Source organism: Pseudoalteromonas sp. 2CM37A, assembly GCF_023161885.1.
In the GTDB taxonomy this organism is placed as follows: Bacteria; Pseudomonadota; Gammaproteobacteria; order Enterobacterales; family Alteromonadaceae; genus Pseudoalteromonas; species Pseudoalteromonas atlantica.
The window spans coordinates 556,670-576,233 of sequence record NZ_JALNTJ010000002.1 but is presented as its reverse complement, the minus strand read 5'-3'; the positions used below and the strand labels follow the sequence as shown (position 1 = coordinate 576,233).

The window sequence follows — 19,564 nt, the reverse complement described above, 5'->3', positions numbered from 1 at the left end:
TACTCTCTCCGTTTAGTCTTTGCTCTTAGTGGCATGGCTCGTAGTTGCGTGTAAGTCTGTTTCACTAATAGTTAGGGGGGTTAGGTGCCAAATATCTTCACTGTATTGGCTTATGGTTCTATCGCTTGAAAATATGCCGCTTGCGGCCGTATTTAAAATACTCATTTGCGTCCAATGCGTTTGGTCTTGATACGCAGCCTCTACCTGCTTTTGCGCTGCCACATAGCTTTCAAAGTCATGTGCAACCAACCACGGATCGTGAGGGCTTTTAATAGCATTAATAATGTCGTCAAATAAATTAGGCTCAAACAGGTTAAATTGCCCGCTTTCGAGTAACTGCATTACATGGCTTAGGTCGCTGTTTTGCTCTATTAAATGAGAAGGGTTATATCGCGATTTAATATCATCAATTTGATGAGCCTGCGCACCAAACAAAAAGAAGTTATCAGCGCCAACAGCGTCTCTAATTTCAATATTCGCCCCATCTAACGTGCCAATAGTAAGCGCACCATTCATCATAAACTTCATGTTACCAGTGCCTGATGCTTCTTTACCTGCGGTCGATACTTGCTCTGATAAATCGGTTGCAGGGCAAATAGTTTCCATTGCGGTTACATTATAATTTGGCAAAAAGGCAACTCGTAAATAAGGCGCTGCAAGTGGGTCTTTATTAATAACCTCAGCTACGTTATTAATTAACTTAATTATTTTTTTAGCCATGTAATAACCAGGGGCGGCTTTACCCCCTAGCAGCACACAACGTGGTACTAAGTTTGTGGTATCGCCTCGGCGTATACGATCGTATAAATGAATAACATGAAGTACATTTAATAACTGGCGTTTGTATTCGTGAATACGTTTAACTTGTACGTCAAACATCATCTCTACATCAAAATCAACACCACAGCGCTCTTTCACTAAATCGACGAGACGTTGTTTATTTTCGCGTTTAACATTTTGCCATTGCTGATGAAACGCGGTGTCGTCGAAGTAGCGGCGTAATTGGCTTATATCTGCAAAATCGCTAACCCATTTTGAGCCAATTTTTTCTGTAATTAAATGACTCAAGGCCGGGTTGCAGTGTGCTAACCAACGCCTTGGGGTAACCCCGTTGGTTTTATTATTAAACTTGTTAGGCCAAAGCTCGTAAAAGGTTTTAAATAGCCCTTCTTTTAAAAGTTGGGTATGTAGTGCGGCCACACCATTTACCGAATAGCTACCCACAATCGCTAAATAAGCCATGCGTATTTGCGGCACGTCGCCTTCTTCAATTAACGAAAGCGCGCGCTGTTTACTTGCATCGCCAGGCCAATGCTGTGCCACTTGCGCTAAAAAGCGGGCGTTTATTTCATAAATAATTTCTAAAATTCGCGGCAATAGTTTCGCAAAAAGCGGCACTGACCATTTTTCTAATGCCTCTGGCAATAGCGTGTGGTTAGTGTAAGCCATTGTGCTGGTTGTAATTTCCCACGCGTTATCCCAATCAAGCTCGTAGTCATCAACTAAAATGCGCATTAACTCTGCCACGGCAATACTTGGGTGCGTATCGTTTAATTGAAATACATGATGTGCAGCAAAGTCACTAAAGTCTTCGCCGTATTGTTCAACCCATTGCGATACGATATCTTGAATACTCGCTGATGATAAAAAGTACTGTTGGCGCAATCTAAGCTCTTTACCATTTTCACTGCTGTCATTTGGGTAAAGCACCATTGTGATTTGTTCTGCTAGGTTTTTTTGCGCTACCGCTTCTGAATAACTCCCCGCATTAAACTCGGTTAAGTTAAATTCGTCGGTCGCTTCTGATTTCCATAGCCTTAGCGTATTAACAATGTCGTTTTTATAACCAGGAATAGGCACATCATATGGCACAGCTAATACGTCGTGACAACCAACCCATTGACGGTGTTCGCGCCCATGTTTGTCGGTATAACTTTGTACGTGCCCAAAAAACTTCACTCGTTGTGATTGCTCAGGCGCGGCAAGCTCCCACGGGTGCCCCTCACGAAGCCAGTTATCGGGTTGCTCAACTTGGTGGCCATTTTTTAATGATTGGTTAAACATGCCGTATTCGTAGCGAATACCGTAACCAACCACGGGAAGCGCAAGGCTTGCACAACTATCTAAAAAGCAGGCAGCTAAACGCCCAAGGCCACCATTACCTAGCCCTGCATCGTGCTCTGCCTGGGCTACGGTTTCAATTGTGGTGCAATACTCTTGCAGTGCACTGGAGACTTGTTCGTCTAAGTCGAGATTTAAAATTGCATTACCAAGTGCTCTACCCATTAAAAATTCTAGAGATAGGTAAGCTGTTTTACGGCGTTTTTCTTGCTTGATTTGTTGTTTGGTTTCTCTGCAACGTGCAACCAGCCGATCTCTGATTGTCAGCGCAAGCGCATGATATAAATACAGTTGCGACTCACCCACTTTGTCACGCCCTAAACTGTAATAAAAGTGCCGAGTTAAATCATCTTTTAAAGTGCTTTCATCAATTACAGGGCCTTCTTGCCACCCTTTTACCACACACACATTTTCGTCTTGCTTAGACATGACCATCGTCCTCTAAATTTGCACTAAAAACCCAGCTGCTTTGTGCTGAAATTTCGACTATTGCATCCTCTTTACTGCTTAGCGATGCGTTATGTACACTTGATAAAACCATGTCCCATTGCGCCGCGATAGGCGATGGGGGTAACTTACAAAAAACTGTTTTTTTACTCGCATTTAAAATGATTAATAAGGCGTATTTATTTTGCTTATCTAACAAGCTATACATTAAAAACTGGCGCTGCGGTTCGTGCCAATGCTCGTTGGTCATTTTTACGCCTTGCTCGGTAAACCATTTAACCGTAAAGCGCTCGTCAATATCTTCTGAGAACACACTGTGTTTAAACGCACTGTGACCACGCCTTATTTTTAGTGCATCGTCAATAAATCGGGTTAGTGAATGATTTAGCTGTGAGTCTTTCCATGCCAACCAACTGGTGCGGTTATTTTGACAATACGCATTATTATTGCCCCCTTGCGAGTGACCCATTTCACTGCCTGAGGCAATCATAGGCACCCCTTTTGAGAGTATTAGCGTAAGTAAAAAGTTCTTTTGTTGCTGCAGCCTCAGGGCAATAATTTTGGCATCATTAGTAAATCCTTCAACACCACAATTGGTGGAATGATTAGCGCTGTGGCCATCGCGATTTTGCTCGCCATTCGCTTCATTATGTTTATGCTCATAACTCACCAAATCGGCAAGCGTAAAACCATCATGGCTGGTAATAAAATTAATACTGTTTAGCGGCCCGCGCTGGCTGTGCTCAAAAATATCAAATGAGCCATGAATACGTTTTGCTACATTTGCAATAACGCCTTCTTCGCTTTGCCAAAATCGGCGTATTACATCTCTGTATTGGTCATTCCACTCTCGCCAAGGTGCAGCAAAAGCCCCCAGTTGATAACCTCCTGGCCCTATATCCCAGGGCTCACTAATAAGCTTTACACGGCTTAATACAGGGTCTTGTTCAATGGCTTGAAAAAACGCATGGGCGCTATTAAAACCATGGGCATTTCGGCCTAAAATGGTGGCTAAATCAAACCTAAATCCGTCTACTCCCATTACTTGCACCCAATAACGTAAGCTATCAAGTACCAGCTTTAAGGTTTTAGGATGATCAATATTAATGGTGTTACCACAGCCTGTATCGTTTATATACACCTGTGGCTTATCAGCCACCGTTCGGTAATAAGCTAGGTTATCTAGCCCTCTGAGAGATAAAATCGGCCCATCGGCGCCCGCTTCTGCGGTGTGGTTATAAACCACATCTAAAATAACCTCTATATCCGCTTTATGAAGCTCGCTAACCATGCGCTTAAATTCGTTAATGTCATCATCAACTAAATAATCTTTATGCGGGGTAAAAAAGTTAAGCGTGTTGTAGCCCCAATAATTTTGCAGCCCTTTTGCTGTTAAAAACTGCTCACTTATAAAAGCATGTACAGGGAGCAGCTCTAGTGCGGTAACCCCTAAATTATGCAAATGCTCAATAAAGCTAGGGTGGCTTAGACCTAAAAACTTGCCTTGCAAATTTTTAGGAATATTAGGGTGTCGGCACGTGGCGCCTTTTACATGGCACTCATAAATAACGGTATTAGACCAGCTATGGTTTGGCTTTTTATGTTTATAAGGCTGGCTATTAACAACCCGTGATTTAGGTATATCAATGGCATTATTAACGGTGCTTTTCGTGCCAATAGGCATTTGCCCATAGTGGCGCTCACTCCATGTAAATTCGCCAAATAAGTCTTTTGCATAAGGGTCAATCAGCAACTTGTGCTCGTTAAACAGCAGACCTTTTTCAGGACTGTACTCCCCTTCTACGCGATAACCATATAATGCGCCTTCGGCTAAGGGCGCTACATGGGCTGTCCATATACCGCCTTCGTTGATATGCATGGTTACTTTTAATATTTCTGAGTGCCCACTTTTATCAAATAAGCACACATAAGCTTGTGTTGCTTTAGGTGCGTACAAGCTAAAGTTAACGCCGCCACTGCTAATAGTTGCGCCAAGTGGATGCGGTTGCCCATGTGAAACCTCAAATCGATTACTCATCTTCAACCTTTTGTAAATAAATAGTCGTTAACCCGCCCATTGCAATTTTAATGCTATGCGAAAAGCCATGAGCGCTTGCCTTAACGCTACTAACCGTGGCGTTTTTGTTTGCTGTTACTTTAATACCTGAGCCAAAAAAAGCGTCATCATCGGTGTTTAAAATAACCTTATACTTACCCGCTGCGGGTACCCCAATTTCATACTCTTGATAAGAAACAGGCGTAAAGTTTGCTACTACTACAATAAAGTCGTGGGCATTTTTAGCATAACGTACAAAACTAAATATACTTTGCTCATTATTGTTGTTATCTATCCATTCAAAACCCGCAGGGCTTGAGTCGAGTTCATACAGTGCAGGCGACTTTTTATAAACAGTATTAAGCGCTTGTACAGTGTTTTGTATACCGCGGTGGCTTTTATGCTCTAGCAAATGCCAATCAATAGAATGATTGTGATCCCACTCTTTTCGCTGTGCTATTTCGCCGCCCATAAACAACAGTTTTTTACCGGGATGCGCCCACATAAAAGCGTAATACGCACGTAAATTGGCAAATTTTTGCCAATCATCACCGGGCATTTTTTCAATTAGCGAACCTTTACCATGTACAACTTCGTCATGACTTAGCGGTAAAATGTAATTTTCACTAAATGCGTACACCATAGAAAACGTCATTTCGTGATGATGATGCTGCCTATAAAGCGGGTCATGTTGCATGTAATGAAGGCTGTCGTTCATCCACCCCATATTCCACTTGTAGCCAAAGCCTAAGCCATTGTGATCAACACTTTGAGTGACTCCCGGCCACGCGGTCGACTCTTCAGCCACCATCATAATGCCCGGATTGTTTTTATAACTACGCAAATTTACCTGCTTTAAGCACTCAATAGCGCCTAGGTTTTCTCGCCCACCATAACAATTGGCAACCCATTCACCTTCTTTGCGGCTGTAATCTAAATAAAGCATTGAAGCCACCGCATCTACGCGCAGTCCATCAAGGCCAAATTGCTCTAGCCAATACATCGCATTAGAGATTAAAAAGCTTTTAACCTCCGGGCGGTCGTAATTATAAATATAGGTATTCCAATCAGGATGAAAGCCCTGTCGAATATCGGCATGTTCAAATAAATGCGTGCCGTCAAAGTGGTGTAAACCATGCGGATCACTAGGAAAATGCCCAGGCACCCAATCAAGTAGCACGCCTAAGTTTGCTTTGTGGCACTGCTGAACAAAGTATTTAAAACTGCTGTAATCACCAAAGCGACTAGTTGGTGCAAACAACCCTACTGGCTGGTAACCCCAAGAGCCATCAAACGGGTATTCACTTATTGGCATTAATTGAATATGCGTAAAGCCCATTTCAACCGTGTAATTAACCAGTTTGTCGGCAAGTTCGCTATAGCTTAAATAGCGGTTTTCTTCAGCCCTTTGCCATGACCCTAAGTGCACTTCGTAAATACTTACCGGCGCGTCTATATGGTTACGCTTTTGACGATTTTTAAGCTCGCTATCACTCAGCGAAATAGCAGCTGCTTGCTGTTGTAATACACTGGCCGTACCCGGAGCTTGCTGCATTTTAAAGGCAAACGGATCTGCTTTTTCAAGCACATCGCCTTGCTGTGTCACAATAGAAAATTTATAACAGGTATCGGGCTGAAGCCCTGCGATAAAAAGCTCCCACACACCACATGCAGGATGAAAGCGCATATAATGACGATTAGCTTGCCAAAGGTTAAATTCGCCAATAACAGATACACTGGCTGCATTTGGCGCCCACACACAAAAACGCACTCCATCAACCCCTTGTTGATTAATAAAGTGTGCGCCTAAATGTTTATATGCATGCTCTAAACTGCCTTCGTTAAATAAATACATTGCATCTGTATCTAGGCTGCTTGCAAAGCTATATTCATCGTAAAAACATAATGCTGAGTTTGCATATTCAACGTTACACTTATAAGGTTGCGTGGGCATTTCGTTGCTTGTTGCAATGAATAAATCGCTACTGTTATAACGCTTAGCAATAACTTTTTTATCATTAATAATAATATTTACATTTTTAGCTGCGGGTAAATACACGCGTATTTCGTAGCCATTTTTATAAGCATGCGCCCCTAAAAAACTAAAAGGGTCTTTAAATCTGCCGCCTTGAAGTGCAGTTACCTGTGCGTCGTAATGGGTCTGTAATGAATCCTTTGGTGCGGTACTACTCATATCCTTTCCTTATTGAATTAACTGCAGCCAAGGTACTGGCATTATTTTTAAAAATAGCGTTGCTTGAATGAGTTAAAACACGGCGCCAATTTGGGTATTCGGTATTAGTACCGGGTATATTCACCGGATACGTTTGTTTATCTAAATCATCAAGCTGAAGTGCAAATAAACGGGTCTCACTGTGTGCAAGTGCTTTGGCAAGTTCACCGTAAACGCACATAGCATCGCTAGTTTCGCTAAGTTGCTCTGCGCTATGTAACTGTATAAAACGCAGTAATCGTTGTTTTTCTTGTTGTCGTTCGTGCAATTGCTGTTGGTACTGCTGATCATCAATAAGCTGATACTGGCGTTTAATATCTAAATCATCTGTTTGCCACCAGCCGCAAAATGGCGGTACGTCATGATTCGCTATCATAATTAAACAATGCTTAGGTAATTCTTGTAACGGTAAAAACTCACCATCATGTTGTTTTTCAAAATAAAATAAGCTATTTGAATAAATACCACTCACAGCAAGTGCGTGTTTTACCTCGGGCGGGACTATGCCTAAGTCTTCACCTATTACTATGCACTGATTAAGGTGAGACTCTATTTTTAAAATAGCCAAGAAGTGCTCGAAAGGGTAATAAACATAACAGCCATCTTGTGTATGGTTATTTTCAAAGCACCACCATAAGCGCCTTAGTGCCATAACATGATCAATGCGCAAACCGCCAACGCCTTGCATGTTTGCGCTAATAAGTGAGCGATAAAAGGCAAAGTGATCATTTTTTAATTGTTGCGGGTTAAGCGCAGGCAGCCCCCAATTTTGCCCTGCTTGCGCCCAAGGGTCTGGCGGTGCGCCAACATTGGCATTATCACTAAAAAGTGATTGCTGAGATTGATACTCAACGCCATCTCCTGCACAACCAACAGCAAGGTCATTAATTAAACCTATTGCCATGCCTTTATTTAAACAGTGCTGCTGACAATGGCTTAATTGTAATTTAGCCTGCCATTGTAAGTAGTAATCAAAGGTAGGATTGGCTGAATTTAGCGTAGTTAGGGTCTGGGCGTTTTGTTTGCAAAACTGGGCAAACTCATCGCGTCGTGAAGCGCTGGCATGTGCTTCAAAATGACTAAATAGCGCTTTAAATAATGTATATTTAACTGCGCTTACTTTTTCATAATTTATAAACTGTTCATTGCTGTTAAAAAGCGCTTTTACCTCATCACTGTGTAACAAAGCATCTAATTGTGGATTGTTTTTAGCATCAGCTGATAGTTCAACACAAATGTACAAAGGATTTAATAACGCACGGCTATTAGGGCTATAGGGGCTGGCTCGCTCACTTTGCTGTGCAAACAGCAAATGTAATGGGTTGAGTAATATGTAGTCCATGTGCTGCTGCGCACATAAATCACATAGCTCTAGTAAATCATTAAAATCCCCTATACCTAGGCCTGCTTTGTTTTTAACTGTGTACAACTGCAGCGAAAGTCCAGTGCGCTTAGTATCATCTACTTGAAAAACTTTTTCTGGGGTGGCCCACAATTGAATTTCTTTGCTTTGCTCCCCTACACTAACCAGCGCCTGATGATAACCTACCGGAATAGCCCCTAAAGGCACTGCTACTTCAATATAACGCACGCCATGTACATAGTAATCGCCAGTGATGGCCAAATTATGTAAGTTAGCACGCTCATAGGTAACGTTTAACTGTGGCAACGTTATCGCAACAGGTAAATCACGTTGACGCTCATCTATGCGAATATAAAAAAGGTTATCAGTTAAATTCACTAAGCTGGTATCGGGTGCTAACTCTAACCAAGGCGCAACATCTAATTGATAATTAAGCTGTGCTATTTGGTGTTCATCTTCGGTATTTACACCACAACATTGTAAGGCACGTTTGCGCGTGTCTTCGCTAAATATAACCTGCTCGCCCGTGTATTTAGTAAACTCATAACCGATACCGTGCAGATAAAACAACTGCGAAAGTGCGTCCATTTACTCGCCTTAATTTATGCGTTGAGTGTTCACTATGCTATTTTCTGTGCCAAATGTATTAGGTAGGTAGTCATCTGCTTGGTGGTCGTTATCCCAAATATCACCATTAATTAAATAACGAAAATGAAACTGCTGATCAACTGGCAAGCGTTGCTTACATTTAAATACCCCTTCTTTTTTATTAAGCTTCATAGGCACCGGCTGCCAATCGGTAAATTCGCCAAGTAAACTTACTTGCTCTGCATCAGGGTGGGTAAACTCAAAGGTAACTTCAGCTTCATTTTTTGTTTTGAAAAAACGTTTATTCAACATAGTAGGCTCCAACTAAACCAAAAGGGTACTTAATCTTTGCCACAGGGCCGATACAACACTTTAAAGGGCGATGTGGGGTGCATTTAAACATCATTAAACGCGGGTAATTTAAACAAACTTTTATTTACGCATTATTACAGTGCAAAAAAGTTTTTAGCTGCACATATAAGGTGCGATTACGATAAAAATTTTCGCTTATTAATGACAAACTAATGTACAGCAAGTATTAAACCAACTTAATCATTTTTCATTATTAATATATTGAGCAAAAAATCGTATAAAGGTTCACACTAACCTATAAAATTCTTTCGTTATCAGTGTGCTTAAGTAATAATACACAGCATCTTACGTCTCTGAAATACCAAAAATTTCATGTTGAAAAAAAGCATTTTATTTACTACGGTAATTGTATTTATTGCACTTGCCTCCTTTGTAAGCCTTTCTGTATATACCCTTTATAGTAAAAAGCAATTATCAGTAGACCCTAAATTAAAAGAAATTTCAGGCATTGAGTTTGATAAAAAAAAGCGTTTGTGGGCGATTAATGATGGCGGTGACGACCCAAAACTTTATCGCCTGGGCGAAGATGGCGCTATTGAAAAAGAAATCCTTGTTACGAATGCTAAAAATATAGACTGGGAAGACATGACGCAAAATAAATTTGGTCATTTTTTCTTAGGTGATTTTGGCAATAATAAAAACGACAGAAAGTGGTTAACTATCTATAAAATAGAAAACCCAATAGATATAAAAACAGAGACCACCGAAGCCGAAATTATTAAGTTTACCTATCCTGAAATGGATGGCACTCCCATTACTCCTAACAAACGCAACTTTGATTTAGAAGCCTTTGTAGAATACAAACGCCATTTATATTTATTTACCAAAAATAGAACCGAACCTTTCGATGGCATAACCAATGTTTATAAAGTGGGCGATCATGCAGCCAATTTTGATGCTCAGTTAATTGATTCATTTAAAACATGCACAACTCTAGAAAAACTCTGTTGGATCACATCCGCTGCTCTTAGCCCTGACAGGACTAAACTTGTGTTACTTGATTCTACAAGCATTTGGCTGTTCGAAAACTTTAAAGGCGACAAGTTTTTTTCTGGTGATGTGTCTCGAATCGATTTAGGTATTGTTACGCAAAAAGAAGCGATCACCTTTTATGACGATAATACGCTTATTTTTACCGATGAAGAATTTAAAGGGCTGGTAGGAGGAAATGCTTACGTTATTAAATTAAACGAAGCACAAAAAACCGTTATCAGACAAGCGCCAAAGGCTCTGTAAATAAATAGCTATACAATATTTACACAAAATTTTGCTATACACGCGGGCTTTAATAAGACGCTGCACACGCTATTAATTTAATGCGTTGTTATTAAATGAGTGCAGCGCTTTTTCTACATCAACTCCCAAAATAATAACGCCAATATGATCGCCCTTGGCATTTTTTATCGGTAGACTTAATTGCACCTGAAAATGATGTGTTGAAGCATCATATTCAACACTGTCAAAGCGATACGCTAAAGACTGCTGGTATACGAGGCTAAATTTATTCTCATCCCCTTGCCAATAATCGCTGGTGATTTTGCTTATAGCCACATTTTTACCTTGCTTATCTGTCACTATAATTTCGGTAATTATGCCTTTGAACTGCCTTTGCCATTGTTTTAAATATAATGAAGCATCAGTAAATAGCATATTTTTAGCTAAATCATGTTGATGTGTTTTAACTTCTTTTATCCAAAGCTCGTCAGCGAGTTTAAGCGCTTTGTTTTTCAGCTTTATATGGTTACTTTGCGCCGCGGCATCGGTAATTATGGGCTGTGAAATTAACGCCTTTATTGGCTCTAACAACGTATTTAGTATTTGTACTTGTTCACCCTGTGATAAATAAAACGGTGCAGGGGCACATTGAGGAATCGTTTCGTTGAATTTTTCTAAAAAAGAAGGGTGCGAATTAATAAGCTTATTAGCAGCAAAAACACCTAAAGGCACATAACGATAAAATGAGCGCGGGTAGGAAGAAGCGCCAATACCTAAGTGATCGGCAGCATTATTAAAATCATCTAAATCAAGTAATACTTTGTCTACTCTATGATGGTGAAGTACGTTTACTATTTCTTCCAGCGAGTTTACTTCAAGCAGCGAGGTAATATTTTGCGTTTTAAACCAATTAGCTTGATAGCTGCCATGGACCACGCCATAACGTAATTTTTTCGGGTCTTTATTAACGCTATCGGGGTGAGTAAACCAGTACCAATTTTCTAGGTAAATAGGTGATGACAACTTACCATGCTGGCTCATTTCAGAAGTTAAATGCGTTGTAAAATACCCATCTAACCTATCCAGTTTTACCTCACGACGAGCCCTCAGCCAAGGTAACGATTGCAACTCAAATGGCATGTCCATATTGTGTAAAATGCATTGCACTTGGTTAACCGCATTATCTGGTGTTGTAAGCGATACATTGGTACCAAATTTTAAGGGTTCAGTTAAAGTTAAAAGTGCAAAAAATAACGTTGTGGGCATAATCCATTGCTAAATAATTGTGTTAATTACAATAAGTATAGTAAGGCTTTACCAAAATACCTAACTTCGATAAAATTAAATATTAAGTTAAATCAATAGGTAACCTTTCGCTTTAGTAACACTTAACTTTAACGCTTAAATTTTGTTTCTAAAATCACTGACGACGTTGTGCGCTCTACCCCATCTAAATTACCTATATCATCAAGTAAATGGCTTAGCTTTTCTAAGTTTTGCGCTTGCACTACAGCAATTAAATCAAACTCCCCACTTATGGCATAAAGCTGGGAAATAGCATCAATCTGTTTAAGTTCTAAATTGGTTTTAGTGGTGAGTTTTTGCATCACCTTTATAGATACATGAGCCGAGACCATACTGGTCAAATAGTCTTCACCGTAGTCTACGCTATAGCCTTTTATAACTCCTGTTTCTTCAAGTTTTAACATACGGCTTTGCACGGTAGATCGCGATAAATTAAGCATGCGTGCCAAGTCAGAAATACTGGCTCTTGCATTGGTTTTTAAAATTGAAAGTAGCTTTTCGTCTTGTGGAGTTATCATATTGCTTATTAATTTCGTTATTTTGACTTTTATTGTAATCATTTTTCACAAAATAGCACTGCAAATTTAACCTACAACCTTCGATAATAGTGCTTAATAAAAAAAATTACCTAGCTGAGAAAACGCTAACGTTTTTATTTTGCTAATCTTTATTCAATATTCACAATTTTTAGGTGTACATAATGCAAGTAACAAGAGACTTATTTAACGATGTAATGGTGCCAAACTACAATCCGTCGGCAGTTATTCCAGTGCGCGGCGAAGGCTCACGTGTGTGGGATCAAAATAACAATGAGTTTATTGATTTTGCAGGCGGTATTGCCGTTAATTGTTTAGGCCACTGTCACCCAGCGCTTGTATCTGCTTTAAAAGAGCAAGGCGAAAAAATTTGGCACTTATCAAATGTGATGACTAATGAGCCAGCCCTGCGTTTAGCACAAAAAATGGTTGAAGCGACATTTGCAGATAAAGTGTATTTTGCAAACTCAGGCGCAGAAGCCAACGAAGCGGCTCTTAAGCTTGCTCGTCGTTTTGCACTTGACGAACACGGCGAAGAAAAATCGCAAATTATTGCCTTTAATAAAGGGTTTCACGGCCGTACATTTTTTACTGTAACGGTGGGCGGACAAGCTGCTTACTCTGATGGCTTTGGCCCTAAACCTGGCGACATTATGCATTGTGATTATAACGATATTGCAGCATTTGAAGCACTTATTAGCGATAAAACATGTGCCGTAATGATGGAGCCACTACAAGGTGAAGGCGGCATTATTTCACCTACCGACGAATTTGCTAAAAAAGTACGCGAGTTATGTACTAAACACAATGCACTGCTAATTTTTGATGAAGTACAAACAGGCGTTGGCCGCACTGGCGATTTATACGCTTACGAAGGTTTAGGTGTAGTGCCCGATATTTTAACGACAGCTAAAGCTTTAGGCGGTGGTTTTCCTATTGGCGCTATGATCACTCGTACTCATATCGCAGAGCACTTAAAAGTTGGTACGCACGGCTCTACGTACGGTGGTAACCCACTAGCTTGTGCAGTAGCAGAAGCTGCATTTGACACCGTAAACACACCGGGTGTACTCAACGGCGTTAAAGAGCGTGAACAACTATTTCGCGATGGTTTAAATGCAATAAACGAAAAATACAACGTATTTAGTGAAGTACGTGGTAAAGGTTTACTTATTGGTGCGGTATTAAACGATAAATTTGAAGGCCGTGCACGTGACTTTTTAGTTGCCAGTGCTAACAATGGTTTAATGAACCTTGTTGCAGGCATGAATGTTATTCGTTTTACCCCTTCTTTAGTTATTCCATTTGAAGATATTAAAGAAGGCCTAGCACGCTTTGAAAAAGCAGTAAGCGACGTAGTAAACGGCTAATTTAATTAAGCGCGCCTTAGGGCGCGCTGTTGGAGCAAGTAATAAATGCAAGTATTACGTCCTATTACCACTGAAGACTTTGCTGCACTTAAGCAAATTGCGATTGAATCGGGCCATGGGTTTACCTCACTTCCGGTGGACGACCAGCTATTAAAAGACAAAATAGACCGCGCCGAAAAAAGCTTTGCTAAAAATATCAATCAGCCGTTAGATGAAAGCTACCTATTTGTTTTAGAAGACAGTGAAACAGGTGAGGTCATTGGCACAACCGCCATAGAAGCCGCTGTTGGTTTATCTGTGCCTTTGTACCATTACCATTTAGGTAAAACAGTACACCACTCGCCTACACTTAATGTTTATAACACCGTTGATATTTTAAGCATGTGTAACGATTACACCGGATGCTCTGAAATATGTACTTTGTTTTTGCGCGAAAACAGCCGTAAAGGCTTAACCGGGCGCTTTTTATCACGCTCACGCTTTTTATTTATGGCGCAGCACAGCGAACGCTTTGCCGATACCGTGATTGCTGAAATGCGCGGCGTAAGTGACGAAGATGGTCATTCACCGTTTTGGCAGTGGCTGCAAGAGCACTTTTTTAGTATTGAGTTTCCCAAGGCCGATCATTTAGTAGGGCTTGGCGATAAAGTGTTTATTAGTGAGTTAATGCCTAAATACCCTATTTACGTCAATCTACTAAGTAAAAAAGCCCAAGCAGTGATTGGCAACGTGCATGAAAAAACTAAACCGGCACTTAAACTGCTCGAAAAAGAAGGTTTTGAGCACCGTGGCTACGTTGATTTGTTTGATGCAGGCCCAACGGTAGAAGCCAAGCTTGGTAATATTCGCAGTATTCGTGAATCTCAAGTTTGCCCTATTACTATTGGCGAGCTGGAACATATTAGCCAGCACAGCTCAGATACTTTAGCCGTTTGCAATCAAGGTGTAAGTGGGTTTAGAGCAACCTTTACCCAGCACGCCCACTATAACCACGCTAAACACACATTAGTAATAAGCCAAGAAGTGGCTGATGCCCTTAATTTATCCCAAGGAGATGCAGCGCGTTTTTTCCGCCTGTAAAACAAATATGAACACACACCTTATAAATAACCAATGGCATTCAGGCCAAGGCCACGCTTTTAGCTCTGTTAATCCGAGTAACGGCAAAGTTGTATGGCAAGGTAATGGCGCAACAGCTGAGCAAGTAGATGCTGCAATCAATGCAGCTAGAGCCGCACAAGTACAATGGGCAGATACGCCTATTGAGTCGCGTATAACCATACTTGAAAACTTTGTAGCACAATTAAAAGAGCACAGCGAAGAATTTGCAGCCATTATAGCGCGCGAAACCGGCAAGCCTCTTTGGGAAACACGCACAGAAGTAGGCGCTATGACAGGTAAAGTGGCCATTTCGATTAAAGCGTACAACGAGCGTACCGGCACCACTGAAAACCCAATGCCGGGTGCTAAAGCCTTTATACGCCATAAACCACACGGCGTTGTGGCTATATTTGGCCCGTATAACTTTCCTGGGCATTTACCTAATGGCCATATTGTACCGGCTATTTTAGCGGGTAACACCGTGGTATTTAAACCGTCTGAGCTAACCCCTCACGTTGCTGAATTTACTTTATCACTTTGGTTAAAAGCAGGCTTACCAGCAGGTGTTATTAACCTAGTGCAAGGTGAAGTAGAAACAGGTAAAGCTCTTGCTTCGCATCAAAACATAGACGGCTTATTTTTTACCGGCAGCTCAAACACCGGCCATTTATTACATAAACAGTTTGCAGGCCACCCAGGTAAAATATTAGCGCTTGAAATGGGCGGTAATAACCCATTAATCGTTAAAAATGTAGCCGATGTAAGCGCTGCAGTGCACGATATTATTCAATCGGGCTTTATTACTTCTGGCCAGCGCTGTACCTGTGCACGCCGCGTGTTTATTGAAAAATCGCTCAATGGCGATGCTATTTTAGAAAAACTTGTTAGCGCAACTAAAAACATTGTTGTTGATGACAGCTTTGCAAGCGATCAACCATTTATGGGTGCCATGATCAGCGAAAAAGCCGCCTTAGGCATGGTTGCAGCGCAAAAAGAATTAGTTGCAAGTGGTGGCGAAATACTTGTTGAGCTTAAGCAGCTAAAAGCAGGCACTGGGTTTGTAAGCCCAGGTATTATTGATGTAACTAACATTACCAACATGGCCGATGAAGAACACTTTGGCCCGCTCATTAAAGTGTATCGCTACAACGACTTTGACAGCGCAATAGCAGAGGCTAATAACACCAGCTTTGGTTTATCTGCAGGCTTACTTGGCGATAACGAAGATGATTACAGCCACTTTTTAAAGCGCATTCGTGCCGGCATTGTCAACTGGAACCGCCCTATTACGGGTGCCTCTAGTGCAGCACCGTTTGGTGGCATAGGCGCAAGTGGTAACCACCGAGCCAGTGCGTATTATGCCGCTGATTATTGTGCCTACCCTGTAGCATCAGTTGAGGCCGATAAGGTAAACCTGCCACAAACTTTAGCGCCAGGCTTAGTAATTGAATAAGTGAATAACCCAATTTAAGGATTTAACATGCACACTAACGTAAATACATTATTTGAAAACCTATGGGATAACTATTTAGCCGTTACCCCCTCGGCAGATAAAATTCATGATTTATTAGGCTCAACGCAAAAAGATGACATTATTAACGACCATATTGCGCTGCGGACCTTTAATATTGAAAAAGTAGGCCTAGAAAAACTAGCCGCGCACTTTTTAGCACTTGGTTATACAGAGTGTGGTGAATACCACTTTGAAGCTAAAAAGCTCTATGCTAAACACTACGAGCATAGCGATCCTAAGCAACCTAAAGTATTTATTTCTGAGCTATTAGTTGAAAAGTGTTCACCAGAGTTACAAGCCATTGTGACAGATATGGTAGAGCAAATAGATGAAAACGCAGTAACTGCCGATAACTTTTTATACTCAGGTACCCATTGGCAAGTAAGTAGCGACACATACAAGCAGTTACTTGCTGAAAGTGAGTACGCAGCGTGGATGTCGGCATGGGGCTACCGTGCAAACCACTTTACTGTAAATATTAATATGCTTGCTAAGTTTGATAATATTCAGGATGTTAACCAAGCACTTAAAGACGCAGGCTTCGCCCTAAATACATCAGGCGGCGAAGTAAAAGGCTCACCAGAGGTATTATTAGAGCAATCATCAACCCTTGCAGATGAGTATGCTGTCACCTTTAGCGACGGCGAACTGCGCATCCCTAGCTGTTTTTATGAGTTTGCCATTAGATACCCTAAAGCCGATGGCGAGCTTTACACGGGGTTTGTTGCAGCCTCTGCTGATAAAATCTTTGAAAGCACTAACGCGCGTTAAAAATAAAACATGCCTTAATGTTTTAACTTAAAAAAAGCCCGTTTGGGCTTTTTTTTATGACAAAAATATTTAGAACATTTACACTAAGTTTTATGCCTGTATTTACTAAATTTTTGATTATCTTGCATGTACTGCTTATATCATCATTGAGCCATGCAAATGAACCACTTACATTACTCTCTAGAGCGAATGCGTCTACTGATGGCTTTTTAAACTCAGATAAAACGTTCGAAAGCCTGCTCAATCATACAATTAATACTAAATTGCAGTGGACCAACCAAGCACGTTTAATCAAGCGGCTTATGGGTAATGAAGCAGTATGCAGCTACGATATAATAAAAACACCCGAGCGTGAAAAACATATTTTGTTCTCAAATATACCAACAACTATTTACGAGCAACGAAAAATATACGCATTTAAACGCACCTTACAAAACTTTCCTGAACGAGTCTCTGTTGCTCAACTACTAGAAAAAGATTTTACCCTTGCCGTTGACTCAGGAACGAGTTACCAAAAACTTGAGCCTGTTTTAACAAAGTATAATGAGCAAATTGCAGCGATAAGCTCAGAAGATACCAGCTCTCAACTGCCTCAACTTCTCATCCATAATAGAATAGACATGATTGTTGATTACGAGGTTAACGTACTTGGTGCACTCACCAATGAGCAACTAAAACAAATAGATAGCCGTGAAATAGCTGAATTTCCAGAATTTGTTAATGGCTACTTTGCATGTAGTAAGTCAGAGCTTGGCGAAAAAGTAATAAAAACCATCAATATTTTAATGAACACCCCCGAAATTTACGACCGCTTACAAAAAAGTTTACAACAAGCCTATAGTGCTGATACATCTAGCGCTATGATGCTTGCTTACTCTCAAGAGCACGTATACTTAACCTCTGATGAGTAAAATCAATCGTCAAGATAAACACCACAAATCAACATAAGCCAATGATTTTAATAGCAAATAAATTATTTTAAATTTATTTAAAATTTTTATTGCGCTGGATAAAAACCTACATTATTATCTCGCCGCTTCTTGATGATAGCCAATCCGAGTACATTACAAACCCCGTTTGTAGCAAGGCGATAGAGCAACTATCCAAGAGTGAATTTGACTGTGCGTTTGCACTATTGATCTCACTCAACTGACTCGTGGATACACCATACCCGAGCAGTTGCTTAATTGACTCGGAAAATAAAATGGCTTTATCAACACAACGACAAGACACCGTAACTAAAGTACCTGCAGCAGCGGTTGCTGCAAATCAAGCAATTGATTACGCGCAACCGTGTATTGCCCACATTGAACAACTTGCTTCGCAATTTGGCGCACCTCTAATGGTGCTTGACTGCGACGCTATACGTCGTCAATACCGTGCACTTAAACATGCACTGCCTGGCGTTGTGTTACATTTTGCTTTAAAGCCTTTACCGCATGCTGCTGTCGTGCGCACTTTGTTAGATGAAGGCGCAAGCTTTGATTTAGCAACCAGTGGCGAAGTTGACTTAGTAGCAAGCCAAGGCGTACCAAGCGAGCGTACAATTCACACGCACCCAATAAAGCGCGACAGTGACATTCGCGACGCACTTGCCTACGGCTGTACAGTGTTTGTGGTGGATAACATTAACGAGCTTGAAAAGTTTATTGCCTATAAAGATCAAGCCGAAATTTTAGTGCGTTTAAGCTTTCGTAATAAAGATGCATTTGCTGATTTGTCTAAAAAGTTTGGCTGCAGCCCAGAGGCGGCAATCGACATTATTAGCCTTGCCCAGCAACTTGGTATTCGTATTAAAGGGTTATCGTTTCATGTTGGCTCGCAATCACCTAACCCAACTAAATACGTTGAAGCGATAAATGCATCTGCAAAAGTGATTAAACAGGTGGCTGAGTTAGGCTTACCAGCACTTAGTACGCTCGATATTGGTGGTGGGTTTCCTGTGCCGTACAGCGCAGATGTGCTACCAATTGATGTATTTTGTGCGCCTATTAATATCGCGTTGGCACAATTACCGGAAACAATGCAAATTATTGCTGAACCTGGCCGTTTTATTGTAGCAAGTAGTGTAACCAGTGTTGCCTCTGTAATGGGACAAGCCACGCGCGAAGGTAAAACATGGTACTACTTAGATGATGGCGTTTATGGCTCTTTTAGCGGTTTAATGTTTGATGAAGCAGCCTACCCTATCGATAGTGCAAAACAAGATGGGGAGCGTTTTGAGTCGGTACTTGCAGGCCCAACATGCGACAGTATAGATGTAATAAGTGATTCAATTATGCTGCCAAAACTAAACAATGGCGATTTAATTATTAGCCGTATGATGGGTGCCTACACACTTGCTACAGCAACCGACTTTAACTTTTTTAAACGTGCTGAGGTCGTTGTATTAAACGAGCAAATGCACAGCCAAGTATTAACAGGTTAAGAAAATAAGTTCCTCGCTATAGGTACGCTGGCTTGTACCTATACATTTCAACGCAGTTGCTCATTCCAACTGCGTTTTTTTTATTGCATTAAATAACTGGGGCTTTTTACCTTTTTGCTCAACAGAGCAGGCTCTAATAAAAGCA

Annotated in this window: 14 protein-coding genes; 7 read left to right on the top strand and 7 right to left on the bottom strand. The window is 40.9% G+C overall.

Features of this window, described 5'->3' with window-relative positions; all coding sequences use genetic code 11:
• Window positions 1-12: 12 nt before the first annotated feature.
• The 5 genes from MTF68_RS06245 to MTF68_RS06225 are packed head-to-tail and all read right to left on the bottom strand — an operon-like array spanning window position 13 to window position 9,120.
• Window positions 13-2,550: a glycogen/starch/alpha-glucan phosphorylase gene (locus tag MTF68_RS06245; RefSeq protein WP_248462011.1), complete on the bottom strand. Its 2,538-nt coding sequence runs from the start codon at window positions 2,548-2,550 to the stop codon at window positions 13-15.
• Window positions 2,543-4,606, bottom strand: a complete 2,064-nt coding sequence (glgX, locus tag MTF68_RS06240; RefSeq protein WP_248462010.1) for a glycogen debranching protein GlgX — start codon at window positions 4,604-4,606, stop codon at window positions 2,543-2,545. The genes MTF68_RS06245 and glgX overlap by 8 nt, the downstream gene beginning before the upstream one ends.
• Window positions 4,599-6,818 (bottom strand): 1,4-alpha-glucan branching protein GlgB, encoded by a 2,220-nt coding sequence (glgB, locus tag MTF68_RS06235; protein ID WP_248462009.1) that lies wholly within the window; start codon window positions 6,816-6,818, stop codon window positions 4,599-4,601. Before glgB ends, glgX begins: the two co-directional genes overlap by 8 nt.
• The gene (malQ, locus tag MTF68_RS06230) at window positions 6,811-8,808 is read right to left on the bottom strand and encodes a 4-alpha-glucanotransferase (RefSeq protein ID WP_248462008.1); all 1,998 of its coding nucleotides are present in this window, start codon (window positions 8,806-8,808) and stop codon (window positions 6,811-6,813) included. The genes glgB and malQ overlap by 8 nt, the downstream gene beginning before the upstream one ends.
• Before the next feature lie 9 nt (window positions 8,809-8,817).
• Entirely contained in the window at window positions 8,818-9,120 is a 303-nt protein-coding gene (locus MTF68_RS06225) for an isoamylase early set domain-containing protein (RefSeq protein WP_004586437.1), read from the bottom strand.
• 372 nt (window positions 9,121-9,492) lie between these two features.
• Here MTF68_RS06225 and MTF68_RS06220 point away from each other — a divergent pair, with 372 nt between their 5' ends.
• A complete protein-coding gene (locus tag MTF68_RS06220; protein WP_248462007.1) occupies window positions 9,493-10,416 on the top strand; it encodes a hypothetical protein in 924 nt (307 codons plus the stop codon).
• Window positions 10,417-10,488: 72 nt separating this feature from the next.
• Here the strand turns inward: MTF68_RS06220 and MTF68_RS06215 are convergent, their stop codons facing one another.
• On the bottom strand, window positions 10,489-11,661 hold the full coding sequence (locus MTF68_RS06215; RefSeq protein ID WP_248462006.1) for a cellulose-binding family II protein: 1,173 nt from the start codon (window positions 11,659-11,661) through the stop codon (window positions 10,489-10,491).
• Window positions 11,662-11,789: 128 nt separating this feature from the next.
• Window positions 11,790-12,218 carry an Lrp/AsnC family transcriptional regulator gene (locus MTF68_RS06210; protein ID WP_004586440.1) on the bottom strand — a complete coding sequence of 143 codons (429 nt, stop codon included), beginning with the start codon at window positions 12,216-12,218 and terminating at the stop codon, window positions 11,790-11,792.
• 182 nt (window positions 12,219-12,400) lie between these two features.
• On the opposite strand from MTF68_RS06210, the gene MTF68_RS06205 reads away from it, so the two are divergent.
• From MTF68_RS06205 to MTF68_RS06180, 6 genes are all read left to right on the top strand, one after another.
• On the top strand, window positions 12,401-13,606 hold the full coding sequence (locus MTF68_RS06205) for an aspartate aminotransferase family protein (protein ID WP_248462005.1): 1,206 nt from the start codon (window positions 12,401-12,403) through the stop codon (window positions 13,604-13,606).
• Window positions 13,607-13,651: 45 nt separating this feature from the next.
• On the top strand, window positions 13,652-14,686 hold the full coding sequence (astA, locus tag MTF68_RS06200; RefSeq protein ID WP_024031782.1) for an arginine N-succinyltransferase: 1,035 nt from the start codon (window positions 13,652-13,654) through the stop codon (window positions 14,684-14,686).
• A 7-nt stretch (window positions 14,687-14,693) separates the two neighbouring features.
• The gene (astD, locus tag MTF68_RS06195; RefSeq protein ID WP_248462004.1) at window positions 14,694-16,160 is read left to right on the top strand and encodes a succinylglutamate-semialdehyde dehydrogenase; all 1,467 of its coding nucleotides are present in this window, start codon (window positions 14,694-14,696) and stop codon (window positions 16,158-16,160) included.
• Window positions 16,161-16,187: 27 nt separating this feature from the next.
• Window positions 16,188-16,991, top strand: a complete 804-nt coding sequence (locus tag MTF68_RS06190) for a DUF1338 domain-containing protein (RefSeq protein WP_248462003.1) — start codon at window positions 16,188-16,190, stop codon at window positions 16,989-16,991.
• A gap of 56 nt (window positions 16,992-17,047) precedes the next feature.
• A complete protein-coding gene (locus tag MTF68_RS06185; protein WP_121638485.1) occupies window positions 17,048-17,902 on the top strand; it encodes a transporter substrate-binding domain-containing protein in 855 nt (284 codons plus the stop codon).
• Window positions 17,903-18,195: 293 nt separating this feature from the next.
• Window positions 18,196-19,419, top strand: a complete 1,224-nt coding sequence (locus tag MTF68_RS06180; RefSeq protein WP_248462002.1) for a type III PLP-dependent enzyme — start codon at window positions 18,196-18,198, stop codon at window positions 19,417-19,419.
• Window positions 19,420-19,564: the final 145 nt, after the last annotated feature.